The following is a 24,678-nucleotide window of genomic DNA, read 5'->3' as shown; positions in this document are numbered from 1 at the left end:
GCCAAAATTTCGTGGTATTTTTGATACATTATACTATAACTATAGAAGGATTATTATATGTTACAATTAAATTATTCAGGCTTTACATTAGAAGCAGGTACAGATGAAGCAGGTAGAGGTTGCTTGGCAGGGCCAGTTGTGGCAGCCGCCGTAATTTTGCCCAAAAAATTTAAACATTCTTTTCTTAATGATTCAAAGCAGTTGACTGAAAAGCAACGCGTTCAATTAAGACCCTTCATTGAGGAAAATGCTTTAGCGTATGCCGTTAGCTTTGTTTGGCAAGATAAAATTGATGAAATAAATATTTTACAGAGTTCTATTTTGGCAATGCATCAGGCTATAGATCAACTCTCCTTAAAAGCTGAATATATAATTGTAGATGGTAATAAATTCAATCCGTATAAAGAAATACCACATGAAACTATTGTAAAGGGTGATAGTAAATTTATGAGTATAGCTGCAGCGTCAGTATTGGCAAAAACCTACCGCGATGAATATATGAAAAAACTTCACAATGATTTTCCGCACTACAATTGGAAACAAAATAAAGGGTATCCTACAAAACAGCATCGGTTAGCCATTAGTACGTTCGGAATAACAGACCATCATAGAAAGACGTTTCGGTTATTATCTGAAAGAACCTTTGATAAAGAATAACAATTTTTTTAAGTTAACAACTAGTATTTAAAACATATTTTTTTTACTACTTTTAAAAATGCTAACAACCTACGAGCCACATATAAGCCTGAAACCTTACATAACCCAACTATATTCTATAAAATGGGAGCGTAATAACTATACGGATGGTATTACGGAAATGTCATTGCCAAGTGGTACGGGCTTTATGGTTTTTCAATTTACAGGAAGGTTTAAAGGTAGCATTTATGATAAAGAAATTACACCGGATGAATTTTATACTATTGGTCAACAAACAGCAAAATACATGCTAACTTCAGATGATGAAGTTGTTGAATTGACAGGTGCAGTGTTCAATCCTACAGGATTATATAAGCTCTTCGGATTTGATATGCTCCATTTAGTCAATAATCCGATGGACACCAGAATTCTATTAAATAATACTTTGAAGGACTTTACTTTTGTTTATAAAGCGAAGAATAAAGTGGAAGACCGCGTCCAACTTGTTGAAAACCTATTACTAAAACAGCTTAAAAATAGTTCTTACAAATCATGTGTTGTTGATACCGCGATAACTTTATTCCAAAAAGGGAAAGGTTGTTGTTCTGTAAAAGAAATTGCTGAACAACTGAATATCAGCGAACGCTATTTACAAAAAAAGTTCAAATTAATGGTGGGTATTACGCCATCATCCTACAATCGAATTGTTCGGTTTAATTATTTATTTGCCGAAATGCAGTCCAATAATAAGCATGATTACAAAACCTTGAGTGCCTTATTTAATTTTTATGATTTTGCTCATTTTTCAAAAGATTTTAAAAGATACTGTGGCGAATCTCCTTCTAAATTTCATTTAGAGCAGTTTCAATTTTTAAAAGAAGCTTGGGTAGATTCTCCTTTTTTTATAAATAAATAATAAACCGCAAAGAGAAAAATTTAAAACTTAAAGCGTTTTATAGAAAGGGCGGGTTTTTACAAGGAACATCATCGTTTTTCATCTATTTTTATAAAATCATAAAATTGTGTAAAGAAAAAAGAACAAAAATGTTAACCATTATGCGAAAAGAACATTAATGATAAAATACTAACTTAAAAAATTAAAATGATGAAAAAACACAGATTAAAATTAACATTACTTCTTTTAGTGGTGTTAGTAATTTCATGCACAGAAGGAGGAACAATGGATGGTGTGAAAATTGAATTAACTTCTAAAAATTATGTAGATGTTGCACTGATAGAAACAAACTACTATAAAGGTAAAATCGCTGATGTTCAAGTGGAATTAGATTCTTTACAAAACATTTTAGATGCGGGACAAGGAGATAGTAAAACACAATTAGCTTTTGATAGTGCCATAGAGTTGGAACAAAGTCTTAATTCATCATTAAATGATGTTAAAAGTGTTGTTGGTATTGATATTGAACCTGATTGGCCAATTCCCCCAAACCCTTGTATACTGGGCAATATTTGTTTGCCTGATGGAATAAGATTTATAGTGGCACCAAGAGTTTCCAATATTAAATTTGTGGGTATATATAATACTAAAGGAGAGTTAATTGACGGTTCCAAAGGAGAATTATCACCAATGCCAGGTTATGAAGATAAGATTATATATAAGGAGGTGAATTTTGGTAAGTTTAAAGGTGATATATTTATCAGAATGGAAACTATTGAAGGCAATTCTTTAGAAGTTCAAGGTGTAATTTACTAGAAAATTGATGTAATTTTTTAATAACGTATTTGTTTCGTAAAGAAATAAATACGTTATTTATTACATATTAAATTTTATTTATTAAAAATGTGCTATGCTTCGTTCTTTATTTTTAATAATTGTAATAAGTTTTTCTATTAAACTTGTTGCACAAACAGTGGATAAAAATAGAGGAATTGATTCTTTAACTCAACGATCTTATAAATACCTTTATTCAAACAAAGATTCCGCATATTTTTACTTAAGCCAAGCTACAAAATTGATCAATTCTGACAATTGGAAAAGTGGTGCGAGAACTTTGGTTGCCTGGAGTAGAAGTGCCGCTTATTTTTATGATTTGGAAATGATGAAACAAAATATTAATAGCATTGATTCTATATATTCCAATCATCAAGATGAACTAGATGTTATAGAAAATGCTTTAATATATAAGAATTCACTACTGCTAGATAAAGGAATATATAGTTATGAATTAACTGATTATGTCCCTGCCAGAAATGCTTTTAGCGAAATAATAAAAACTACCGAAGCACTTCCGGATTCTCTCATAAACATTAATCATATTGGCTTGCTGAGAAGTGCTTATGGGTTTGTTGCTAAAATTTATAACAATGAAGGTAAGTATGACCTAGCCAAAGAATATTACAATAAAAATATCCGTTGGATAAATTTAAAAACCCCAAATGATAAAAAACAATTGTTTCGAAATTATAGTTTATTAGCCGAAGTTTATAAAAATGAAGGCAATCATTTACGATCCAACGAATTCTTTATTGAATCATTACGTTATAATTTAAGTAATGAGATCAACACAAATGGACTAGTTACGGAAGCGTTTCACATTATTGATAATTATACTAATTTATCAAAACTTGATAGTGCCAATTATTATTTAGAGTTAATGAAATCCAATATGTCTGAAGATCATTCCATGGTAAATAAATATCATGAAGCAAAGGCAGAGATTTACCAAAAAGGAAATAAATATAATAAAGCCTTATCAGAATATCAAATTGCGTTAGAATCATTAAAAGAAAGGACTAAGGGTACCTCTTTGGAAGATATTTCGTTGTTGTACAATAAAATAGGTCAACTGCACGCTAGTTTTAACGAACCTAAAAAGGCTGTAGATAATTTTAATAAAGGTATTAACCAGTTATCTAAAAAGAATGCGAATAAATCGGCGTTACTAAAAATGCTTAAAAATAAAGCGATGGTTGTCAGTGCCTATGATTTAGAAAATTCTAATGAACAGGTAATTTCAACAGTAGATTTTGGTATTAAAACTTTAGATAGTTTAAAACCTTCTTTTAAGAGCGAGACTGATAAATTACTTTTGATAGAGGAAGCCTTTCCTTTATTTGAATCTGGGCTTGCCGCACTTTATAATTCCTATATATCTAATCCTAATAAGGAGTTGGTTGATAAAGCATTCTATTATTCAGAAAAAAGTAAGGGTATTTTACTAATGGAGGCTTTATTGAGTGCCAAAGCCACAAACTTTGGCACTGTTCCGGACAATTTGATTGAAATAGAAAAACAGTTAAAGGCACAAATTACTTATTTAGAAAAAGAAATTAATAAAAGCAAAGCTTCTTCTATTGCTTTGGAAGATCGTTTGTTTGCAACCAAGGAAGAATATCGTAGTCTGATCAATACTATTGAAACAAATTATAAAGCGTATTATAATCTTAAATATAATACAGCAGTTGTTAGTTTAAAGGAAGTCCAAAATAATTTGGCAGATGATGAAATGTTGGTTTCTTATTTTTATGGAGACAAGCATATTTATATAATTTCCCTTACAAAAAACACCAAAGATTTTTTTAAAATTGAAAATAATAAAACGCTGGAAGATAATACACGAAACATTTATCAAATGTTGAGTGATCCTAAATCAGATGTCAGTATTTTAGCTACGGAAACCTATCACTTGTATCGCTTATTATTACAACCAATCATCAAAACATTAGCAAAGGAAAAATTAATTGTCATAGCAGATGGACTTTTAAATTATATTCCTTTTGGGAGTTTAAATACTAGTAGTGAAGATATTAACTATTTGATTGAACAAAAGAGTGTTAGTTATACAAATTCAGCATCATTATGGATTCAATTAAAAGAAAATGAAGTTTATACCAATTCGGTATTAGCTTTTGCTCCAAATTTTGAAAACGATAATAATTCAAGGGGGAAATTATTGCCGTTACCTCATAATAGTGAGGAAATTAGACATATTTTAACTTCATTTGATGGCAGTAGCTTTGTTAACGAACGGGCATCGTTATTTAATTTTAAATCACAAATTGCGAACTATGGAATAGTTCATTTGGCTACTCATGCCATTTTTGATGATGAGAATCCAGAGTATTCATATTTGGCGTTTACACCTGATGGCAAAGAGAACAATTTGCTTTATGTTAGCGATTTGTATAATTTGTCATTACACGCAAATTTAGTTACCTTAAGTGCTTGTGAAACGGGTATTGGAGATCTTAAGCGAGGTGAAGGTTTTATGAGTTTAACAAGAGGGTTTTTCTATAGTGGGGCTTCAAGTATTGCGAGTACATTATGGAAAGTAAATGATGCTTCTTCCACCCAATTAATGAATAGTTTCTATAAGAATTTGGCTCATGGAAATTCAAAAGATATGGCTCTTCAAAAATCTAAAATAAACTTTCTGACAGCGAATAAAGAAAATGCTTTATCTCATCCGTATTATTGGTCAGGTTTTGTTATTTCAGGGAATACAGAAGCTGTAGTTAGTTCAAATAAATGGATTTGGACAGTTGCCGTTGGTGTATTCTTATGTTTAGTGGTCTTCTTTATCTTTCGAAAACGAAAATAGAAATTATATTAATTTGTCTAATAATTCTTTAGCTTTCTCTTTATTAAAATTATAGTCCGTAATGAGCTTTTCTAAATAAGAAATAGCACTTTGTTTATCTTTTTCTTTAATTGCAATTAAGGCGAGGTACCAATGACTTTCGGCCACAAATTCAACATTGTCAGAAATTACTTTCTTAAATAGGGGCTTGGCGGTATCAGTAGTATTCAATTTTAAATAGGCCTGAGCCTTGTAAAAATCGATATAGTCTTTAGTACTACTATCTAATTTTTCAAAATTGTCAACTGCAGTTTGATAATTGCCTGTTTCATAGGCTACAAATGCTTGTCGTTCAATGGTGTTGTCAATATCACCGCGTGTTATGCTGTAACTGGTATTGGGGTATTGCTGAAAATTTTCGCTATACAATTCGTTATAATTTACCTTAAAAAAATTATCATATCCAAACCAACCTACACTCAATAATATGGCAATTGATGCGGCAATTGCCCAAGCCTTGTAATTGCTGTTTTTTGGTGTTGATTTGTGCTTTAATTCAGTTTCAAAATCTTGTAGCTTTGCTTTTAGTTGGATTCTTTCTTTTTCTTTAATGGCACGTTTTAAATCTTTTTCAAATTCAAATTGTTCTTTAAATTTGGTGTCATTTTCTAACAATTGGTTAAATAATTGTAGTTCTTCAGCCGTTAAACTGTCAGAAAAATAGCGGGTTAATAATGCTTCTTTGTCCATTATAAATGATCTGATTTAATTCGTTCTCTAAGTGTTTTCATGCATCGCGACTTTTGACTTTTTACCACATTTTCACTATTGTAGCTTTCTGTATTCATTATTTCTTTTATGGTAAAACCACGGTAATAAAATAAGGTTAATAATTCTTGACATTTTCTGCCTAAAGTATCAAAATATTTCAGCAATAGTTGTTGCTCTTTACTAAGTGTTGCTTCATCAATTTCTATGGTTTCCATTAGGCTATCATTTTCTTTTACCATAGAGAGATTAAATTCAGAACTCACTTGCTTTTTGTTCTTTTTTAAATTATCCATAATTAAATATTTACCTATACTGAATAAATATGTAGAAATACTACTGGTAAAGCTCTGTATTTTGCCAGACATTACATTTTCGTAAAAAATGACATAAGCATCTTGATATGCATCAATGTTTTCATCTTCAGACAAGTTATATCGCTTGGCAAAGTTTAAGAACTTCTCTCGATTTTCTTCATAAATATGCTTAAAAGTGGCTTCATCTCCGTTTCTCAATTTTTCGAGAGTACTATTCACTGATTCTTTGTCCATTTATGGATGCTGATAAAAAAGGTTAACATTAATTCAGGCTAATTTAACTTTTTGTACGAAAAAATAACCAATTTTCAATAAAAATAATGTGTATAACTCCTTTACAAAATAAGATTGATGGCTAAGTTTAGAGTCTATTCTTTAAGTAAGGTTTAAGATCTACTTGTCTTGTTAAAGCGGTCTTCGTTTTTTAATAGGTACATAAAAAGCGGTCTATTAATGAAGGAAAAATAAAGACAAAAATTTTAATTGAATATGTTAACCTTTTAAAACCACTCACATTAATAGCTAAACAAAAATAAACATTATGAATTCATTTAAGAAAATTTTAAAGAAGGTTAAAATTATTTTAAACATGCTAATTTTAACAATTATGGTAATATGCTTTACTTCATGTGATGATGGAGATGATGATCTAAAAGATACATTACCTGAACTTAGTTTAACTTTTAATTTGGAGACAAATCAAGATCAAATGGGCAATTTTTTCGGAAATGCTATGGCGTTGTACAATAGTAAAGTATGGTCTGCAGGTGGTGCTAATGACTACACTAATAATGTAACTAGTAGTAATGATATTTGGTCTAGTGACAATGGAGCGGCATGGGTTTCTGTTACCAATGTTGGAGAGGGACGGACTGGCCATACCTTAACTACTTTTAATGATAGATTATGGCTTATTGGTGGCGAAAATAATGATGATGAATTTTTGAGTGATATTTGGTACACTACGGATGGAAGTTTATGGGTAAATGCATTAGTTAATGCACCTTTTGGTGAAATTGCATATCACACTACGGTTGTTTTTAATAGTAAAATGTATGTAATAGCGGGTAACGAGGTTACCAATGCCACAGAAGTGTGGTCAACACCTGATGGTGAAAACTGGACACAAGAAACTGCCAATGCATTTTCAGGTCGGGTAAGGCATAAAGCAGTTGTATTTAATAATACAATGTATGTTATTGGAGGAGAGGATGTTGGTGCTAATAAACTCAATGAAATTTGGCAAAGCACCAATGGAAGTAATTGGACTTTAGTACGTAACAATAGTTCAATTTTTCCAGGGAGATTGGGCCACACAGCTACTGTTTATAATGGTAAAGTATGGGTTATAGGAGGTAGAACTGCAACAGAACCCTTTACAAATGATATTTATTATTCAGAAAATCTTTTGGACTGGACTAAATATTCAGATTTAAACCCAATGGAACAGATTGGTGCTCATGAAACTTTATTTTACAATGATGCCCTATGGATATTTGGAGGTAAAACGGGTGATACCGATACCGAAGTTACAGGTAAAATATGGAGTGTCAAAGAAGATTAAAACTAAAAACACTTTAATAAATAGAATAAAACAAATCCGCAATACAATTACTTATGAAAACAATATTAAAAAATATAATCCTTACAATTTTAGCCATAACTTTTTTTAGTTGTAATCAGGACGATGACGCACCAAAAAATAATAAAACAACTGATGTTTATGTTGCAGGTTTTGAAGATAACGGTTTAAGAACTGTAGCCAAAATATGGAAAAATGGTATTGGCACACCTTTAACAGATGGGAGTCGTACTTCAGAAGCTCATTCGATATTTGTTTCAAATGGAGATATATATGTAGCAGGCTTTGTATATGAAGGACCTAAATCCACAGCCAAATTATGGAAAAATGGTATGGAAACCTCTTTAACGGACGGGAGTAAAAATGCAGAAGCTAAATCGGTATATGTTTCGGGAACTGATGTATATGTGGCAGGTTATGAATCTGGTGATGCTAAATTATGGAAAAATGGTATAGAATTGCCTTTAACTGATGGTACTAATTTTTCAGAAGCTCTTTCAGTATATGTTTCAGGTAATGATATATATGTAGCAGGCTTCGAAGAGAAAGATTTTATAGATGTGGCCAAGATTTGGAAAAATGGTATAGAAATTCCTCTCACAGATGGTTTAAATTATGCACAAGCTACTTCAGTATATGTTTCAGGAAATGATGTATATGCTGTTGGATATGAAAGAAACGGCACTAAAAATGTGGCCAAAATGTGGAAAAATGGCATAGGAAAGTCTTTGACAAGTGGAGTAAACAAAGCAGAAGCAACGTCAGTATATGTTTCAGATGGCGATGTTTATGTGGTAGGTTATGAAGATTCTGAAACAAAAACAGTGGCCAAAATGTGGAAAAATGGAATGGAAACATCTTTAACGAATGGAGTTAATGAAGCCCAAGTTTATGCAGTGCATGTTGCGGGAGAAGATGTATATGTTGCAGGCTATGAAGATGGTGATAGTACTATTTATGTGAAGATATGGGAAAATGGAAAAGAAATAGCTTTGACCGATGGGTCTAATTATGGAATAGCTAAAGATGTTTTTACAGTAACCTATTAAGTAGAAAGTAGTCAAAATAAATTTAAAAATCCAGAATAATAGTGACCATTATATTGACCTTTTCTAATCCCAAACATTAATTCAGAAACAAATAAAAAATTAATTATGAAGACCTTTGTGAAAAATATAATCATTCCAATTCTCGTATTAACAATTTTTAGCTGCAATAAAGATGATGACGCACCAATAGAAGAACGTGTGAGGTTAATAGCATATTCGGTAGGTGCAAATGAATATGACCTGAGATACAATGAAGATGGGTTTTTAACGCGATATGGATCTAGTGATATAATTTATAATGTAGATAATAAAATTGTTCAAAATGGATCAGCTAGATATGAATATAATGGGCAAGGTCGGGTTTCTAAAGTAATTAGATCTAACAGAGAAACAACTATTGTTTATAATAATATGGGGCTAATGGCGACTTTTAATACGGTTTATAATTCTACTGACAGATCTAAAACTACCTTTGAATATGATAGTCAGAATAGATTAACAACGCTTATTGAAGAAAATTTTGACGCTTCTAGGTATTATAAAATCACTTTGACTTATGACACTAAGGATAATATTGTTCAATACCTTATAGAGTATAGTTTAGATGGTATTTCATATACTGAGTATTCGGTTAGTAATTATACTTATGACAACATAAGAAATCCTAATTACAATGTGTTAACCAAAACTGGTAATTCTAGCGTTATTAGTGTGTTTCCATTCATTAGTTACTTACAAATTGGTAATATTATTGCATATGATGCAGTGTTTTATACTAGTAAAAATAATTTACTATCTTCTAACAGCATTTATTCAAGCGGTTCTTCTAATAGAACCTATGAATATGTCTATGATGAGAACAGCTATCCCATTTCTGTAGAAATAGAATATACCGTAACAGAAGAACCTGATAGAAATAATACTAGTTACAAAACTTGGACTTACGAAAATTATTAAATAGTTTATTTTTACGTTACAGGATAAACTGCTATAAATGATACTTACAGAGTTATTAATAATAAAAACAAACGCATGAAATCAACATTTAAAAATATTGTACTTTTTATGATGACCCTCAGTAATTTGAGTATTAGTGATATTTACGGACAGCAAAGTGATAATATTCGGCTAATATCATATGCAGAAAATACTAATAAGATAGATCTTAGTTATAATGATAATAACCTATTAACCAGTATTGGATATACTACGCTTAATTATGATAGTGAAAGTAGAATTGATCAAATTGGTAAGGTAAGTTATGCCTATAACGAACTAGGGCAAATTTCAAAAATTATAAATGAAAAAACGGCAAGTTTAGGCAATCTTGAAACTGAAATAACCTACGATAAGGATAGTTTAATAACGTCTTTTGTTTCAAAATATGGAAAAGCTGATTTGGGTACCGCAACTTCTACATTTGAATATGACAAGAACAAGAGATTAAAAAGAATCATTGAAAAAGGAGCTGATGGCCGAGGGTATGGAAGAATAACGCTAGCCTATGATGATAAGAACAATATAGTGCAACAATTGAAAGAAAAAAGCTATGATGGTACTTCTTATCGTCAAGTTACTGTTAGTAATTACACCTATGATACGAAGAACAATCCCGATTACAATGTGTTGACACAAACTGGAAATAGTAGTGAAATTAATTTGTTTCATCTAATTTACAATATTGCAATTGGTGGTCAGTCAGCTTATGAGACAGTATATTATTATAGTAAAAATAATATCCTTTCTTCGGAAGTTATTAGTGTTGAGGGTAATGCGGCTACTCAAACCTATTCTTATGTTTATGATAAAAACAATTATCCTGTCTCAGCTGAATTAGAATATGCTTTTTCATCTGACACAAGTTTTAATCGAAAGGAAACTAGAGCTTGGGTTTATGAAAAATATTAATTAATTGTGTCTAATAATAGTGAGAGAAGTAATTATAGTATAAACATAGTTTTATAATACATTATATAGTAATTAGAAAGCATACAAAACCATAAAATAAAAAGACTTTTTTAACTAAGCCAAGTGTTACAGCTTGGCTTTTTTTATGACTTTTTTTTAATGGCATGTTAACCTTTTTTATTTGAAGCCATTAATAATAAAATTAATACTTAAAAACAGTAAAATGAAAACACTACCTATTTTATTAATACTGCTTAGCATTGGTATTACCGGTACAAGCTATGCTCAAATAAAAAAAGACACTACTGCCTCTGAAAAAAAAACAGTTCAAAATGATAATTTTTTAGATATGGGGGCACAGCGTTTAACGCATGTTTTTGGCGAAAATTTAGATGGAAAAGCAACAGGGAAAAAGTTGAGTTTTTTAGAACTTTTGTCGAAAATGGATCTGCCAGAAAATCAAAAACAAGAATATAGAAACCTTTATTATTTGCAAGCAAAAGATTTGACACAAAAACAAAAAGATTCTTTGGGTAATGCTATAGGAAAGAAAATTAAAGAAGCCAAGCAGGAAGATGGACAGTAGATTTCAGTAGAATTATCGGAATAACTCAAAAAAATAATAAATCATGAAAATACTAAAAATATTAGGCTTATTAATAGTATTCGTTTGTTTCTCTACAACAGTAAATGCCCAATTTCTTAAAAAATTAGGAAAAGCAGCGGAGAGAGCAGCAGAGCGAACTTTAGAAAAAAAAGTGGAAGAAAAATCGTCGAAAGAAACAGAGAAAGCATTTGATACGGTTTTTAACAAGAATAAGGGAACTAAAAAAAGAAAGAATAAGAAAAGGAATAAGGATATTCTTTCATTACCAAAAGATTCAGAAAATACGGAACTGCAAAACAATCCTAACACGGGTAAGGAAGAATTGAGCGTTTATTCAAAATTTGATTTTGTGCCAGGGGATAAGATACTGATGACCGATGACTTTTCATTAGACAATATGGGCGATTTCCCCTCAAAATGGAATACCAACGGTACTGGTGAACTCGTAACCATTGATAATGAAAAATGGTTTAAACTGGCAGGTAAGTCTATCTACATTCCTGATTTACCTTCTGAATTGCCTGAAGATTATACCGTTGAGTTTGATATGCTTACTGTGGTTGATAAAAAAACAAGCTCACAAGCTAAATTAGAATTATGGTTAGAAGATAATAATCTATTTAACAACCCAACGAATATGGCGAAGGTTGAAATGCCTCTATGTTTATTTATAAGCATTGGTTTTATAGTCGAAAATAAAGTTGGAGGAGAGCGTGTTATTCGTAACGCTGTGGAAAAAGATATACGGGAAATTCTTTTACAAAAGAACCATGTTTCAATGGCTATTAATGGTAAAAGATTTAGAATGTGGGTAAACGAAAATAAAGTAGTTGACGTGCCTAGATTAGTGCCTGAAAACATCATTTCATTTAAACTACATCCAAGAAATGTTAGAGATGGTATTGATAAAATTTTTATTACCAATGTAAAAATAGCAGAAGGAGGCTTAGACTTGAGAGCTCAACTGTTAGAAAATGGAAAATTTTCAACAACAGGAATTTTGTTTAGTTCTGGATCTGACCAAATTAAACCGGAATCGTACGGGGTTTTAAAACAAATAGCTGAAGCATTAGTACAAGATTCTACTCTAAAATTAAACATTATTGGACATACGGATGCAGATGGAAATGATCAACAAAATCTGTCTTTATCTAAAAAGCGATCGATATCGGTTAAAAACGTCTTAGTATCTCAATTTAAAATAGATCGTAATAGGCTAAATACTGAAGGTAAAGGAGAAACTGAACCTGTAGACGAAAATAAAACTACAGAAGGTAAAGCTAATAATAGAAGGGTAGAGTTTGTGAAAATCTAGAAAGTAGGTTAACCTTTTTTATGCTATGACATCAAGAGCAAATACAAAAAAAATGAAAAAATTAAGAAAGAGTAACATGAATTTAAAAAAAGTGAACCAATTATTTACCAAAATTATTGTAAAATCAAGCTTACTTTTGATACTACTAGTAATGTCTAGTTGCCGTAACGGAGATGATGAAGATTTACCAACCAACAAAGAGCTGATCTTAGGAAAATGGGAAGTAACCAGCGGAGAATTTTTATTGGACAATACTAAATATGTCTACATAAATGAAAACAATACTATTGATTTTTTGTCAGTAGATGAATTAGGCTTTAAAAATGAATGGTCTACCAATATTACATTAACAAATGATGAAATTAGTATCGCCGCTCAAGGTGTATATATTGTAAATTATACATTGGTTAATGATGAGCTTTCTTTTCAGAATCCGGATAATAGCATTGTATCATTAACAAGAAATTCCAATGCTCCTGAATTGGATGACTGGATAAAACCGTTAATTGTTTTAGCGGATGGATTGGCACCTTGGCAAAAGGATGTTGACATTGCTTTTGACGGTACACACATTTTAGGTTGGAATAATGATGATGATGAAATTTTAAAAGTCAATCCCAATACGTTAGCTGTTGATGAAACTATGCCTACAACTTTAAATGCCTATGCCGTGGAGATTGAAAAATCAAATTCAGGATTAAAACAACTTTTCCAAAGTAACGCAGGTTCTTCAAAATTCACCTCTTTTTTATATACTACAGGGTCTAAATATTATGAATCTATTGGTTTGGGAAGTTGGATTAGGGGCATTGCATCTATCGAGCCTAGTTTCTTTTGGATTTCTAGTCATTCTGAACAAGAGCTTTACAAGTATAAATCGAATGGAGCTTTTTCTCCAGGACAGATTTTGCAAACTGTACCTTTAGAATTTCAACCCCAAGGATTAGATTATCAAAATGGTTATTTATATATAGCTGATGGTAACAGACTACATAAATGCCAAACTTCACCAAACTTTAAAGCCATTGAAAGTTACCGATTACCCAATCATGGTATTTCTGGTGTTGCCTTTGATGGTACTAATTTTTGGCTGAGTGCTAGAAACTGGAATGAAGAGATTATTGAAATCTTAAAAACAGATTTGTAAAACAAAATAATCATGATAAGGTTTAAACCGAATAAAACAATAACTGCATTATTTGTAGTCATGTTATCCGCCATTACTTTTGGACAAGAGCCATTAAAACAAACAGCAAAAGGGAATTTTTTCTTAAGCCCCAATTTGGCTTGGCATACCATTAAAGAATGTGTAAGTGAAACGGATTTTGTGAGTACAGAACATAGGAATGTTTCAAAAGTGTTGGCTGTGAAAATTGGCTATATACCCATTGATCGATTGGCTGTTGGTCTCGAAATCAATATAACAGAAAGCGGTTATTTTAATTTTGAAGAAGCTATACCTATTGAAAGATCGTCAATTGGGTTAGGTCTATTTTCACGTTATTATGTTTACAAGGGCTTGTTTTCAGAAGGTTATCTAGGCTTGTTTTCTAAAGATGTAAGTACGGTTTTACCTGAAGATGATGAACTGTCTGCCATTTTAAAACATAGAATTAGTATAGGGTATTCCTATTTTATATTTAAACATTTAGCTATTGAGCCGATGATAAACTTTTCAAATAAAAGATATCGTTTCAGAGGAGCAGAGTTGCCTGACGATATTGTAAGTCCTTTGTCTTTGGGAATTGCTATTACTTTATCGCTTTAGATTTAATGCACTTATTGTATATCTCAAATATTATATGTTATTAAGTTAACCTTTTCTTCACTTAAACATTAATAGAAAATACTAAAACGTAAATCATGAAGAATTTTATTTTAAAACAATGCATCCAATTAAAATGTTTTGTTTTTTCAACTTTAGTTGTAATTGCTTTTTGCTTACAAAGTTGCGATACAGAAATACCTCCCACAGATACCGATCCTCCAACTTTCAGTTTTATGATAACTGGCGATGGTTTTGAGCATACATTTACCCAAGATGACGATTTTGAAAATTTTGAACTCTATGTTAAGAGCAACACAAATTATCATTTCCTTTTTACTGCAGCTGATTCTGGAGGTTTACGGACAATGGAGTGGGATATTGAACCTAAAAAATTATTTGAATTAATAACACCAATAGAAGAACCCTGGCAGATTATTCCTAATGAATTTGGAGAAACGATGTAGATTAGATGGACAGATACCACCATAGCAGATGCAAAAACTGGTCAATTCTTAACAGGTGATTTTAGATTTCCCATGTCTACGGAAAACAATACGTCTTATACTTTAGATTTTTGGTTCCATGCAGGTGATTTTGGAGGTCAATCGGGGCCTTCAAATACTGTTAATAAGCGACTAAGAATTGTAATTACAAATCAAGACACAGCTATCATTGATCGATTAATTTAGATTCAACGAGTTAACCTTTTCAAATATCATTCATTAAAAAACAAATAATCTTTAAAATAAGTAATATGAATAATTTAATTATTAATAAAAATCGAGTTGTAAAAAGTGTTTTCTGTATTATATTAATTACAGCTATTTCCCTTTTTCAAAGCTGTGACACAGACATTCCTCCAACAGATACAGAGCCTCCTACTTTTAGTTTTAAAATAAAGGGAGAGGGCTTTGAACGTACTTTTACTCAAGATGATGATTTTGAAAACATTCAGTTAAACCTTACCGCTGGTGCAGCATATGAAATTGATTATATAGGTGTGGATGCTGGAGGTTTAAAATACATGAGTATGGAATTTCCTTATGGTAATTTCGATATTATTGGAACGTTACCCAATGATTGGGAAGATGATAATAATGGTTTTAAAAGGTGGTTTTATTGGAATGGCGATTCTAATGATCCTAAAACAGGTAGTCTAATTAGTAAAGGAACTATCATAGCGATGGAACTTTCTGCTAACGAAGGTATTGGAGGTAGTTTTTATTTTGACTTGAGGGATTATGGCGGACAATCAGGTAGTTCTAATCAAACGGTTAAACAGCTAAATATTTATTTAGCACAGCACCCAACTGAGGTTCGTTACCTTTCAAAATAACATCTTATAATTACATGCAAAATCTCCTGGTTTCAATTTATTAATTGAGATACAGGAGCTTTTTTGTTTAAAAGAGGTGTTTCAATTTACAAATTTTCTGACTTGTTTATGAACTAAATCGAATTGTAAATACCTATTCCTATCAATAAAAATAGGCTTTTAACTCTTTTTTTTATTTTTTTTCACTCTTTAATGTTAACCTCTTTTATATGTAACCATTAAAGCATAAATAACAATTAAAAATCAAAAAACATGAATTTAGTAAAGAACTACAAAAAAATAAGTAACACTATTTTTTTAGTAAAAAAGGTAATACTATCATTTGCAGTTGCACTATTTGCCTTTAGCGGATTTGCTCAGGAGGAGGTAAATTCAAGTAATTCAAGTAATTCAAAATTACAAGGAGATATACTAATTAGCGGAGGTGTTTTAGCACATTATACAACGAGCAATTTAAATGATAATAAATCCACTTCATTTACTACAAATATTACCCCAAAAGCAGGTTATTTTATTATGGATAATTTGGCAGTTGGTTTAGAATTTTCCGTAGCTACGAGTAGTGCAACACAAGAAGGTCTTTTTGGAGACTACAAAGTGAATACATCAACTTTGTCAGTAGGTGCTTTTGGTCGCTATTATCTCGACAATGGTTTGTTTTTTGAAGGCTTGGCTGGTGTTGGTACCAGAAAAATAGCAAGTGACTTAGAGACAATTCCTGGTATAAAACAGGATGATAGAATAACCACAATATTTGGTTTTAGAGGAGGTGTAGGTTATGCTATTCATCTAGGAGATCATGTAGCCTTAGAGCCCACCATTAATTACTCTTGGGAAAAAAACCTACCTAAAGATGCTCCATCAGATTATAAGGACACTTTATCCTCAATTTTTTTAGGAATCGGATTTACAGTCTTTTTATAAAAAATATGAATCATTAAAAATTATAATTATGAAATTTAAAAGAAAAATGAATACCAATAAGTCGATTTTACAATCATGGTTAAAAAAATCATTGAGCTTGTTCTCATTGCTATTGATTTGTAACCTATTAATAAAATGTACAAATCCAGATGATGATGATCCTAAACCAAATATAGATTTGGAAGCAGAGGAAATCGTGTTTTCAGTTGTTAAAACAGATGATTATAACGGAATGGCTACTATAAAAGGTACCATAAAAAATATTGGTGATGATTTCGCCTCAGGTGAAGGGCAACAAATTATATATCTCTACGAAAGGAGTTTAGGAACACCTACAAGCCAGTTAGGTACTGAAGTGGCAAGAAAAGCATTTACAAGCTTAGCCGCAGGTGGAACCTTAGATGTCAGTTTTAGTCGTAACTGGAATAGTGCATCGCCGGCCGAAGGAGAATTTCCACCAGAATATATTTTGGTAATTGGCTATGATCCTGATTTATACATTGATGGAAACTTAAACAATGACGATACCCATCATGACAACGATAAAATATTGGTTAGTGGTTCTGGAATCAATGCATTATTCTAAAAATAATTATTTGAGTTAGTTAGTAAAACTAAGGGCTGAACCTATTTTTTAGCCTTTAGTTTTTAAAATTTTAAAATATAAATACTAAAATTATGAGTCATATAAAGCAGACATATCCATTAAACATAAACAAACTGTTTGTCTACCTGGTAACCACACTATTATTTTTAGCAGTGCTAACTAGTTGCCATAAAGACGATGAGCCAAGACCTGTAACATTAAGTGGGATTTCTCCTGAAAGCGGTTCGAAAAACACTATTGTGACTATTAATGGAAGCAATTTTGGAAATAATTTAGATAATGTTAAAGTATATTTTAATGAGGTACAAGCCATGGTACAATCGGTAACGGATAACGAAATAAAAACAGAAGTTCCTAGGCTGGCAATGACAGGTTTGATAAAGATTCTTGTAAATGGAAATGAATTAATGGGGCCAGAATTTACCTATGAATTTTCAGAAGCTCATGTAACTACGTTGGCAGGTAATAAAGAGGGAGGAGATGCACCCTTAGATGGGCAAGGGGCAAATGCCATTTTTGGGGCTATGAATGGCATTGCTTTAGATAAAGACGGCAATATAATTATCGTGCAAACATGGAAAAATAGTATTAGAAAAATAACACCTGAAGGTTTAGTAAGTACTTTATCAAAAAGGGAAGAACAATATGGCGAATCTGTTGATGGTCCAATTAACGAAGCTAAATTCTCTTGGCCTAATGATATTGCAATAGATGTTAAAGGTAATATGTTTATTACAGATACAAATAAAAACAAAATTAGAAAAGTTTCACCAGAAGGTGTTGTTACTACCTTAGTAGGAGGTTCGCAGGGGTATGTGGACGGAGAAAGTTCTGAAGCAAAATTTGTATTACCAATGGCAATAACAGTTGATGAATTAGGAAACATTTATGTATCCGATGGATCGTTTTTAAATGATGATTCTAGAATAAGGAAAATAACACCAGAAGGGGTAGTCAGCACTTTTGCTGGAGGTAAAATAGGAGATGTAGATGGACAGGGTACTGAGGCTAAATTCGGTTATATCGGGGGTTTGGCAGTAGATAATTCAGGTAATATTATTGTCTCTGATGCTGGAAATTTTAAAATTCGTAAAATAAGCCCTACGGGAAAGGTAACTACTATTGCAGGGAGTGCAGAAGGTTTTGCAGATGGCAAGGGAATTGAAGCGAAATTTAATTTCCCTAATGGTATAACGGTTGATAAGTTAGATAATATTTATGTCGCAGATCATTGGAATAGTAAAATACGAAAAATATCCCCAGATGGTACAGTGGTTACTTTGGTAGGGAGGCGTAATCATGGTTACTTAGATGGAGAAGGATTAGAAGCAAGCTTGACATTTCCACGAGCAATAATTGTTGATGATGACTTCAATTTATTCTTTACACAAAACAAAGTTGTTCGAAAAATAACACAAGAGTAAAGTAAGTTTAAGAACAGCTAGTTACAACCGCTTTTTATTCATCAAAATCTAGTTTTAAAGGTTTTCGGTACAATAAATCCTTTTATATTATAACAACCCTAATCCACAAAATAATGAAAACAATATACTACATGTTTTTTGCCACACTATTTATTATTTCATGTAATAAAGAGAAGGTTAATAAGGAAACTGATGTTGTGAAAGCAGAAAAAACACAACAATTAAAAGCAAAAGTAGAACCTTCAAAAACGACCAATGATGGTACTTATTTATGTAAAATAAATGGTCAAGACTGGTCATATACTAAAGGGTCTGGCATAGTCTCTAGAGATAAAAAGACGGGTAAGCGTACCGCTATTATTACTTTTAAAAAGCAATTAAAAAAAGGTAGTGAGAGCATTCAATTGTATTACGATGGCGATTCTTTTGAATTAGAAAGTGCTATGATACAACTTAAACTACCAAAAAAGGGAGGCGGTTCTGTATCCGGTGTATATGGCTTTTATACCAATTCTCGCCATAAGTATCCTGAAAGTGACTTATCTGGAACGCTCAACCTTTCCGATCCTAAAACGGTTTTAGGAAATGCTTCTATAAAAAACTTTAAAATTAAATATGAAAAGGAATTGTTAGAAAATGCAGATGATGCAGTAATTACTATCAGCGATTTAAATTTTTCAGGTATTCAGTATTCAGATATGGATGCACTTTTTAATAAATAGTTATGAACTTATACATGAATACTCATAATAATTTCATCGACAAACTAAAACAAATAAGCAATGAGAACAATACTAACACTTTTAATGCTAACATCTATAATTATGACATCAGCCCAAACCATTGACAAACAGGTGGTAGCTTCAGGTGGTGAAACCATCATTAATGGCGATAATTCACTGACTTTTACCGTCGGAGAACCTGTTATGGGTAAAATAGGTAGCGGAGTAACTATCAATCAAGGCTTTTTAGCAGGAGCAGCTTTGAGCAGTACCTTAGCAGTTGATGAACAATTATTGAGTTCGGCTATTAAAGTATATCCGAACCCTGTATCTGACAATTTAAAAATTGACTTCACCGATGTTGCTGGCAAAACCAAGGTTGTCATTTACAACAGTACTGGACAAATAGTAAGAACAGAAAAACTCAGCACTCAAAACAACAGCTTAGATCTCAGTCAATTACAAAATGGACTGTATTTGGTCAATCTGCATTTTTCAGATTATAAAACCGTAAAAACCTTTAAAATTATTAAAAAATAAATATAAAAATGCCCTTTTGAAATGTTTGTCTCCTTGAGGGGACTTTAAGGGTGTTTTATTAAATTAAACACTAGAAATCATGAAAAAAAAACTACAACTTTTAACCTTCTTCTTAAGTCTAGGAATTTATACAACCTCCTTTGCTCAAGGCTACTCAGGCTATATTAATTATCAAGGTGTAGCTAGTAACGCGTCTGGAGAAGTAATGGCTAATGAAACGATCATTGTCGGCGTTAGCATACGCCATGTACTTGATGTTGGTGATGATTATTCTGAAAATCATACAGTTACTACAGATGCCAATGGTGTATTTAGCTTAAAAATTGGAAGCGGTACAGCAACTGAAGGTAGATATTATGATTTTGAATGGTCTAATATTGGTGTTCAGTTAATTGTATCTATTAATGGAAATGAAATTGGCACTACAGAAATGCAGGCAGTTCCATATGCTTTAAGTTCGGGTGATAATTATTGGTATAACGATGGTGGTGATATATTTAATACAAACGGTGGTTTAGTTAAAGTTGGAAGTGACCTAGAGGTAGATGGTAATATCAAATTAGAATTGGGTTCAACTGCTAATGAAATTTCTATAGATGGAACATTGGCAGGTAATAGTGATGATGCGATACCTACTGAAAAAGCAGTAAAAAGCTATATAGATAATAATAAAGGAGCATCACGTATTAACGAATTAATAGACGCCAAATCTGATAACGATGGTACAGATAATGGTTCTTCTGTATTTATAGGTGTTGATACAGGTTTGAACGATGATGGTACTGCAAATGCTAACGTTGGTGTTGGTTATCAAGCGCTTTACAGTAATACTACAGGTTCTGTTAATACCGCTATTGGTTTTAAGACACTTTACAGCAATACCACTGGTAGCTATAATACTGCTAATGGAGTGTTTGCACTTAATAAAAATACTTCAGGTTCTCAAAATTCAGCAAATGGGAGAGAGGCTCTTTTTAAAAATACTACAGGGAATTCAAATACGGCAAATGGTTATCAATCACTTTATGAAAACTCTATAGGGAATTATAATACTGCAATTGGATTTTCTTCACTTTTAAATAATAAACAAGGAAACTATAATACGGCAATAGGAAAGGCAGCATTACAAAATACTACGGCTAGCTATAATGTAGCTGTTGGTAATGATGCCTTAAATGACCTTACTACTGGCAGCAATAATATTGGTATTGGTGCAGATTCTCAAGTGCCCAATGCCACTGGTAATCATCAAGTAAGGATAGGTAATTCACAAATAACCTACGCAGGTGTGCAAGTAGCTTGGACTATAACTTCAGATGCCGCTTGGAAAGATGATGTACAACCTTTGCCTTATGGCTTAGATATGATAACGCAACTAAAACCAGTTGACTATGTCCGTAAAAATAATGAAAATAATACCCGTGAAATAGGTTTTATAGCACAAGATGTAGAACTGCTATTACAAAAAATAGGCTATAAAGATACAGGTATGCTTACTACAGCAGATGATGGACGTTTAAGTTTACGATACAATGATTTTATACCTATACTGACTAAAGCGGTTCAAGAACTAAACAATAAAACCAGTTCATTAGAAAAACAGAATGCAGAATTAATGAAGAGGATTAAAGCCTTGGAGCATAAATAAGAGTAAAAAAAGCTTAAAAAACCGAAGTAATAACTTCGGTTTTTAGGTAAAATTAATTCAAATAAATCTCCTCTATTGACAATAGATTTAAATATGAAAAAAGTTCTTTCTTAAGGAAAATTTCAGGATGGGATTCCCTACTTTTGACATTCTTAAATTTCTATCCAAATGATCAAAAGAAACAAGGCGTTTATTTCAAAATTCATTATTCATAAAGTAGGTAATAAATTTAATGAAGCTAAAAATGTGTATTCAGAAGATGTAGTAACGTTTGATGAAGATAGTTATAAATTAATGCAGCCTTTTTTGTTAAAACCTTTTGGAAATTTAACGGAAAGCTATCGCTTTAACCATCATGCAGATATTAATTTAAACGAAATTAATAACTATGCCCAAAACATTTTTAAAGAGGAGAGTTCATTTATTGAAGTTTCAAAAAATGTAGTTAAACATTTGTTTGAACAGTCAAATTCGGCTCAAATAAAAACAGGTGACGTTATCATTGCTTTGTTTGAAGACATTGAATACCGAGATGTAAATACGCAAGCGTTGGGTATTTTTAAAATTGAAAACAAAGCAGACTTTTTTCAAACCTATTTAGAGGATAATAGTTTTGATGTTTTTGTGCAAAAAGGGATTAGTACAAAAAGAGTAGATAAAGGGTGTTTGGTAATCAACTCTCAAGATGATGCTGGTTATACTGTTTTAACAGTAGATAATAATAATTACGACGCTCAATATTGGATACAGAATTTTTTAAATATTAAATTCGCTGATGATAGTAATAGACATACTCAGGTTTATATAGATTTGTGTAAAGACTTTTCTGAAGAGGTAATAAAACAAGAGTTTGGCAACCAACAACAAAATCAGTTTTTAGCACAGACCATTGACTTTTTTAAGGAAAATGAAACGGTAAATGTTGATGATTTTAAAGAAACGGTTTTTGAAGAAGACAATACAAAAGAATTGTTTGAAGGCTACAAAAAACAATTTGAAGACACAAATGGTGTATTGGTTCGCAATCAGTTTTCTATTTCAGAAGCGGTTGTAAAAAAACAAAAGAAAAAGATAAAAACAGAAATTAAATTAGATACAAATATTCAAATAAAATTGGATATTGATGCTCCAGATGCAGCTGAAGAGTATTTAGAAAAAGGCTATGACGAAGAGCGTAAAATGCAATATTATAAAGTCTATTTTAATGAAGAAGATTGATGCAAAAGGTCACATAGTGAATTATTAGGGGCTTACTTTTAGTATACAACAAAAGAAAAGTACCATGAATTAAATATTCACTTGGTCGTTCACAAAGTTTACTTCAAACACATCTGTAAAGTGTTTTAATATTTTAGATTTTACTTCTTCAATGTTTAATGTTGAACCCAATTCAACTTCCATAGAGGTAACCGCTTTACCACGAATACCACAGGGAATAATATGATCAAAATACCCTAAGTTGGTATTTGCGTTTAAAGCAAAACCATGCATCGTTACCCAACGACTACTTCGCACACCTAACGCACAAATTTTACGGGCAAATGGAGTGCCAACATCTAGCCAAACCCCTGTTTCACCTTTACTTCGCTCTCCTTTAATTCCATATTCAGCCAAAACCCTGATAATGGTTTCTTCTAAAGATCGCATATACTTGCCAATATCATTAAAGAAATTATCTAAATCTAAAATAGGGTAGCCTACTATTTGTCCAAAACCGTGATAGGTAATATCACCACCTCTATTAATCTTATGAAAGGTGATGCCTTTGTCTACAAGTTGCTTTTCATCTAATAATAAATTATTTAAATCGCCACTTTTTCCTAAGGTATAAACATGTGGATGTTCTACAAATAAAAAATGATTAGGCGTTTCAATACTTAAATTATCATTTCTGTTTTTCCGTTTTATTTGAATAATAGCATCAAATAGCTCCTCTTGATAATCCCAAGTGTCTTTATAATCTTTTGTGCCTAAATCTTGGAGCTGTATGTTTTTATTTTTTATTTCCAATTGTCTATAATAATTCCCTTTCCTAAGGGAAGGGTTAGGGATGGGATTTTTATTTCAATTTCAATGTAAAATCTAGTAATTTCGGGTTTTTCACTAAAGAATCCATTGGTACTTCAATAGTTAATGTTTTACCATCGTTACTAATACTTGCTTTTTTATGTGAAACACTTTTAATTTTTTTCTCAAAATGATAAATTAGTTTATACATGCTACCATCTAGAAAAGAACCTGATTGTTGTATACTTTTATCAACTTCATTTTCTTCTTCTGTCGTCAATTTTTTTGGAATAGTTTTTCTAACGAAATTATTACCATTTAGGCTAAAAGTCACATTTGATTTGTTCATCAAAGGAGCATTACCTTTGTTTTTATTTACGGACATTGCTTTAGTCAGTTTTTCTTCCATATTCTTTATTTCAGAAACATCTTTAAAGTTTAAACCAAAATCCATGAGCATTTTGCCTTTTTCATCATCAACCTGAAGGTGCAAATTCATATCAGCTATGGCTTTTATAGCCGCCTGTTCTTCTTTAGACAATTGTGCAATACTGTCTTTTTTCTCATCTAAAATATCTTTAAAATTGAAGGTGGTGTCTATCGATTTTGAGGCAGCTGTAGAGTCTTTTGTACCCATGTCTTGCATTTCTTGCATCATTTCGCTCATATCAATTTTAAAATTGTAGGTTCCACTACCATCATTATTAATATGGATTTCTTCTGTAAAAGCACAGCTGGTCAGTAAAAACAATAAACTAGTAACAATTAATAAATTTCTTAACATAGTAATTTTAATTTTTAGGATTATTCAAAATAATTAAAGCTGCAATTACCCCAGGCACCCAACCACATAAGGTTAAAAGGAAAACAATTACCATTGATCCACAGCCTTTATCTATAACTGCCAAAGGCGGACATATAATTGAGAGCAATACCCTAAAACAACCCATAATAATTTAGTTTACAAAGATAGTAGAATTTT

27 protein-coding genes are annotated in these 24,678 nt (G+C 31.6%); 22 read left to right on the top strand and 5 right to left on the bottom strand.

Annotation, left to right across the window (positions count from 1 at the left end; all coding sequences use genetic code 11):
• The first annotated feature begins 57 nt into the window (after positions 1-57).
• From FF125_RS15200 to FF125_RS15185, 4 genes are all read left to right on the top strand, one after another.
• Positions 58-657: a ribonuclease HII gene (locus FF125_RS15200; protein ID WP_138950562.1), complete on the top strand. Its 600-nt coding sequence runs from the start codon at positions 58-60 to the stop codon at positions 655-657.
• Positions 658-715: 58 nt separating this feature from the next.
• A complete protein-coding gene (locus FF125_RS15195) occupies positions 716-1,552 on the top strand; it encodes a helix-turn-helix domain-containing protein (protein ID WP_138950561.1) in 837 nt (278 codons plus the stop codon).
• A 186-nt stretch (positions 1,553-1,738) separates the two neighbouring features.
• Complete coding sequence (locus FF125_RS15190) at positions 1,739-2,347, top strand: hypothetical protein (protein ID WP_138950560.1); 609 nt, start codon at positions 1,739-1,741, stop codon at positions 2,345-2,347.
• Positions 2,348-2,441: 94 nt separating this feature from the next.
• Positions 2,442-5,195, top strand: a complete 2,754-nt coding sequence (locus tag FF125_RS15185) for a CHAT domain-containing protein (RefSeq protein ID WP_138950559.1) — start codon at positions 2,442-2,444, stop codon at positions 5,193-5,195.
• Between the two features lie 3 nt (positions 5,196-5,198).
• On the opposite strand, the gene FF125_RS15180 is transcribed toward FF125_RS15185, so the two are convergent.
• Together FF125_RS15180 and FF125_RS15175 are read right to left on the bottom strand one after the other, a co-directional pair.
• Positions 5,199-5,924, bottom strand: coding sequence for a tetratricopeptide repeat protein (locus tag FF125_RS15180; RefSeq protein ID WP_138950558.1), 726 nt, complete (start codon positions 5,922-5,924; stop codon positions 5,199-5,201).
• Positions 5,924-6,493 (bottom strand): RNA polymerase sigma factor, encoded by a 570-nt coding sequence (locus FF125_RS15175; RefSeq protein WP_138950557.1) that lies wholly within the window; start codon positions 6,491-6,493, stop codon positions 5,924-5,926. The genes FF125_RS15180 and FF125_RS15175 overlap by 1 nt, the downstream gene beginning before the upstream one ends.
• Before the next feature lie 307 nt (positions 6,494-6,800).
• Here FF125_RS15175 and FF125_RS15170 point away from each other — a divergent pair, with 307 nt between their 5' ends.
• The 18 genes from FF125_RS15170 (at position 6,801) to FF125_RS15090 (ending at position 22,907) form a co-directional block, all read left to right on the top strand.
• Complete coding sequence (locus tag FF125_RS15170) at positions 6,801-7,823, top strand: Kelch repeat-containing protein (RefSeq protein ID WP_138950556.1); 1,023 nt, start codon at positions 6,801-6,803, stop codon at positions 7,821-7,823.
• 53 nt (positions 7,824-7,876) lie between these two features.
• On the top strand, positions 7,877-8,890 hold the full coding sequence (locus tag FF125_RS15165) for a hypothetical protein (protein ID WP_138950555.1): 1,014 nt from the start codon (positions 7,877-7,879) through the stop codon (positions 8,888-8,890).
• A 105-nt stretch (positions 8,891-8,995) separates the two neighbouring features.
• Positions 8,996-9,847, top strand: coding sequence for a hypothetical protein (locus FF125_RS15160; RefSeq protein WP_138950554.1), 852 nt, complete (start codon positions 8,996-8,998; stop codon positions 9,845-9,847).
• Between the two features lie 75 nt (positions 9,848-9,922).
• Positions 9,923-10,798, top strand: coding sequence for a hypothetical protein (locus FF125_RS15155; protein ID WP_138950553.1), 876 nt, complete (start codon positions 9,923-9,925; stop codon positions 10,796-10,798).
• Positions 10,799-11,021: 223 nt separating this feature from the next.
• Positions 11,022-11,384, top strand: coding sequence for a hypothetical protein (locus FF125_RS15150; RefSeq protein WP_138950552.1), 363 nt, complete (start codon positions 11,022-11,024; stop codon positions 11,382-11,384).
• Between the two features lie 43 nt (positions 11,385-11,427).
• Positions 11,428-12,720: an OmpA family protein gene (locus FF125_RS15145; protein WP_138950551.1), complete on the top strand. Its 1,293-nt coding sequence runs from the start codon at positions 11,428-11,430 to the stop codon at positions 12,718-12,720.
• A gap of 52 nt (positions 12,721-12,772) precedes the next feature.
• Positions 12,773-13,867: a hypothetical protein gene (locus FF125_RS15140; RefSeq protein WP_138950550.1), complete on the top strand. Its 1,095-nt coding sequence runs from the start codon at positions 12,773-12,775 to the stop codon at positions 13,865-13,867.
• 12 nt (positions 13,868-13,879) lie between these two features.
• Complete coding sequence (locus FF125_RS15135; protein ID WP_138950549.1) at positions 13,880-14,488, top strand: hypothetical protein; 609 nt, start codon at positions 13,880-13,882, stop codon at positions 14,486-14,488.
• Between the two features lie 95 nt (positions 14,489-14,583).
• Positions 14,584-14,952 (top strand): hypothetical protein, encoded by a 369-nt coding sequence (locus FF125_RS15130; protein ID WP_138950548.1) that lies wholly within the window; start codon positions 14,584-14,586, stop codon positions 14,950-14,952.
• Positions 14,953-15,024: 72 nt separating this feature from the next.
• On the top strand, positions 15,025-15,177 hold the full coding sequence (locus FF125_RS21955) for a hypothetical protein (protein ID WP_175418939.1): 153 nt from the start codon (positions 15,025-15,027) through the stop codon (positions 15,175-15,177).
• A 65-nt stretch (positions 15,178-15,242) separates the two neighbouring features.
• The gene (locus tag FF125_RS15125; RefSeq protein WP_138950547.1) at positions 15,243-15,824 is read left to right on the top strand and encodes a hypothetical protein; all 582 of its coding nucleotides are present in this window, start codon (positions 15,243-15,245) and stop codon (positions 15,822-15,824) included.
• A gap of 252 nt (positions 15,825-16,076) precedes the next feature.
• On the top strand, positions 16,077-16,748 hold the full coding sequence (locus tag FF125_RS15120) for an autotransporter outer membrane beta-barrel domain-containing protein (protein ID WP_138950546.1): 672 nt from the start codon (positions 16,077-16,079) through the stop codon (positions 16,746-16,748).
• A gap of 28 nt (positions 16,749-16,776) precedes the next feature.
• Positions 16,777-17,334: a hypothetical protein gene (locus FF125_RS15115; protein WP_138950545.1), complete on the top strand. Its 558-nt coding sequence runs from the start codon at positions 16,777-16,779 to the stop codon at positions 17,332-17,334.
• 92 nt (positions 17,335-17,426) lie between these two features.
• Positions 17,427-18,779 (top strand): IPT/TIG domain-containing protein, encoded by a 1,353-nt coding sequence (locus tag FF125_RS15110; protein ID WP_138950544.1) that lies wholly within the window; start codon positions 17,427-17,429, stop codon positions 18,777-18,779.
• Between the two features lie 113 nt (positions 18,780-18,892).
• Positions 18,893-19,501, top strand: coding sequence for a hypothetical protein (locus FF125_RS15105; RefSeq protein WP_138950543.1), 609 nt, complete (start codon positions 18,893-18,895; stop codon positions 19,499-19,501).
• A gap of 60 nt (positions 19,502-19,561) precedes the next feature.
• Positions 19,562-20,041 (top strand): T9SS type A sorting domain-containing protein, encoded by a 480-nt coding sequence (locus FF125_RS15100; RefSeq protein ID WP_138950542.1) that lies wholly within the window; start codon positions 19,562-19,564, stop codon positions 20,039-20,041.
• 79 nt (positions 20,042-20,120) lie between these two features.
• The gene (locus FF125_RS15095; RefSeq protein ID WP_138950541.1) at positions 20,121-21,689 is read left to right on the top strand and encodes a tail fiber domain-containing protein; all 1,569 of its coding nucleotides are present in this window, start codon (positions 20,121-20,123) and stop codon (positions 21,687-21,689) included.
• A gap of 168 nt (positions 21,690-21,857) precedes the next feature.
• Positions 21,858-22,907 (top strand): nucleoid-associated protein, encoded by a 1,050-nt coding sequence (locus tag FF125_RS15090; RefSeq protein ID WP_138950540.1) that lies wholly within the window; start codon positions 21,858-21,860, stop codon positions 22,905-22,907.
• Positions 22,908-22,976: 69 nt separating this feature from the next.
• On the opposite strand, the gene lipB is transcribed toward FF125_RS15090, so the two are convergent.
• From lipB to FF125_RS15075, 3 genes are read right to left on the bottom strand one after another with little or no spacing between them, the layout of a single operon-like run.
• A complete protein-coding gene (gene lipB / locus FF125_RS15085) occupies positions 22,977-23,699 on the bottom strand; it encodes a lipoyl(octanoyl) transferase LipB (protein ID WP_138950539.1) in 723 nt (240 codons plus the stop codon).
• A gap of 49 nt (positions 23,700-23,748) precedes the next feature.
• Positions 23,749-24,480, bottom strand: a complete 732-nt coding sequence (locus FF125_RS15080) for a hypothetical protein (protein ID WP_138950538.1) — start codon at positions 24,478-24,480, stop codon at positions 23,749-23,751.
• Between the two features lie 7 nt (positions 24,481-24,487).
• Positions 24,488-24,646, bottom strand: coding sequence for a YqaE/Pmp3 family membrane protein (locus FF125_RS15075; RefSeq protein ID WP_138950537.1), 159 nt, complete (start codon positions 24,644-24,646; stop codon positions 24,488-24,490).
• Positions 24,647-24,678 lie beyond the last annotated feature (32 nt).

This window comes from Aureibaculum algae (genome assembly GCF_006065315.1).
Classification (GTDB): domain Bacteria; phylum Bacteroidota; class Bacteroidia; order Flavobacteriales; family Flavobacteriaceae; genus Aureibaculum; species Aureibaculum algae.
Note: the sequence above shows the minus strand (reverse complement) of the source record. Positions and strands in the feature narration are given on the sequence as shown.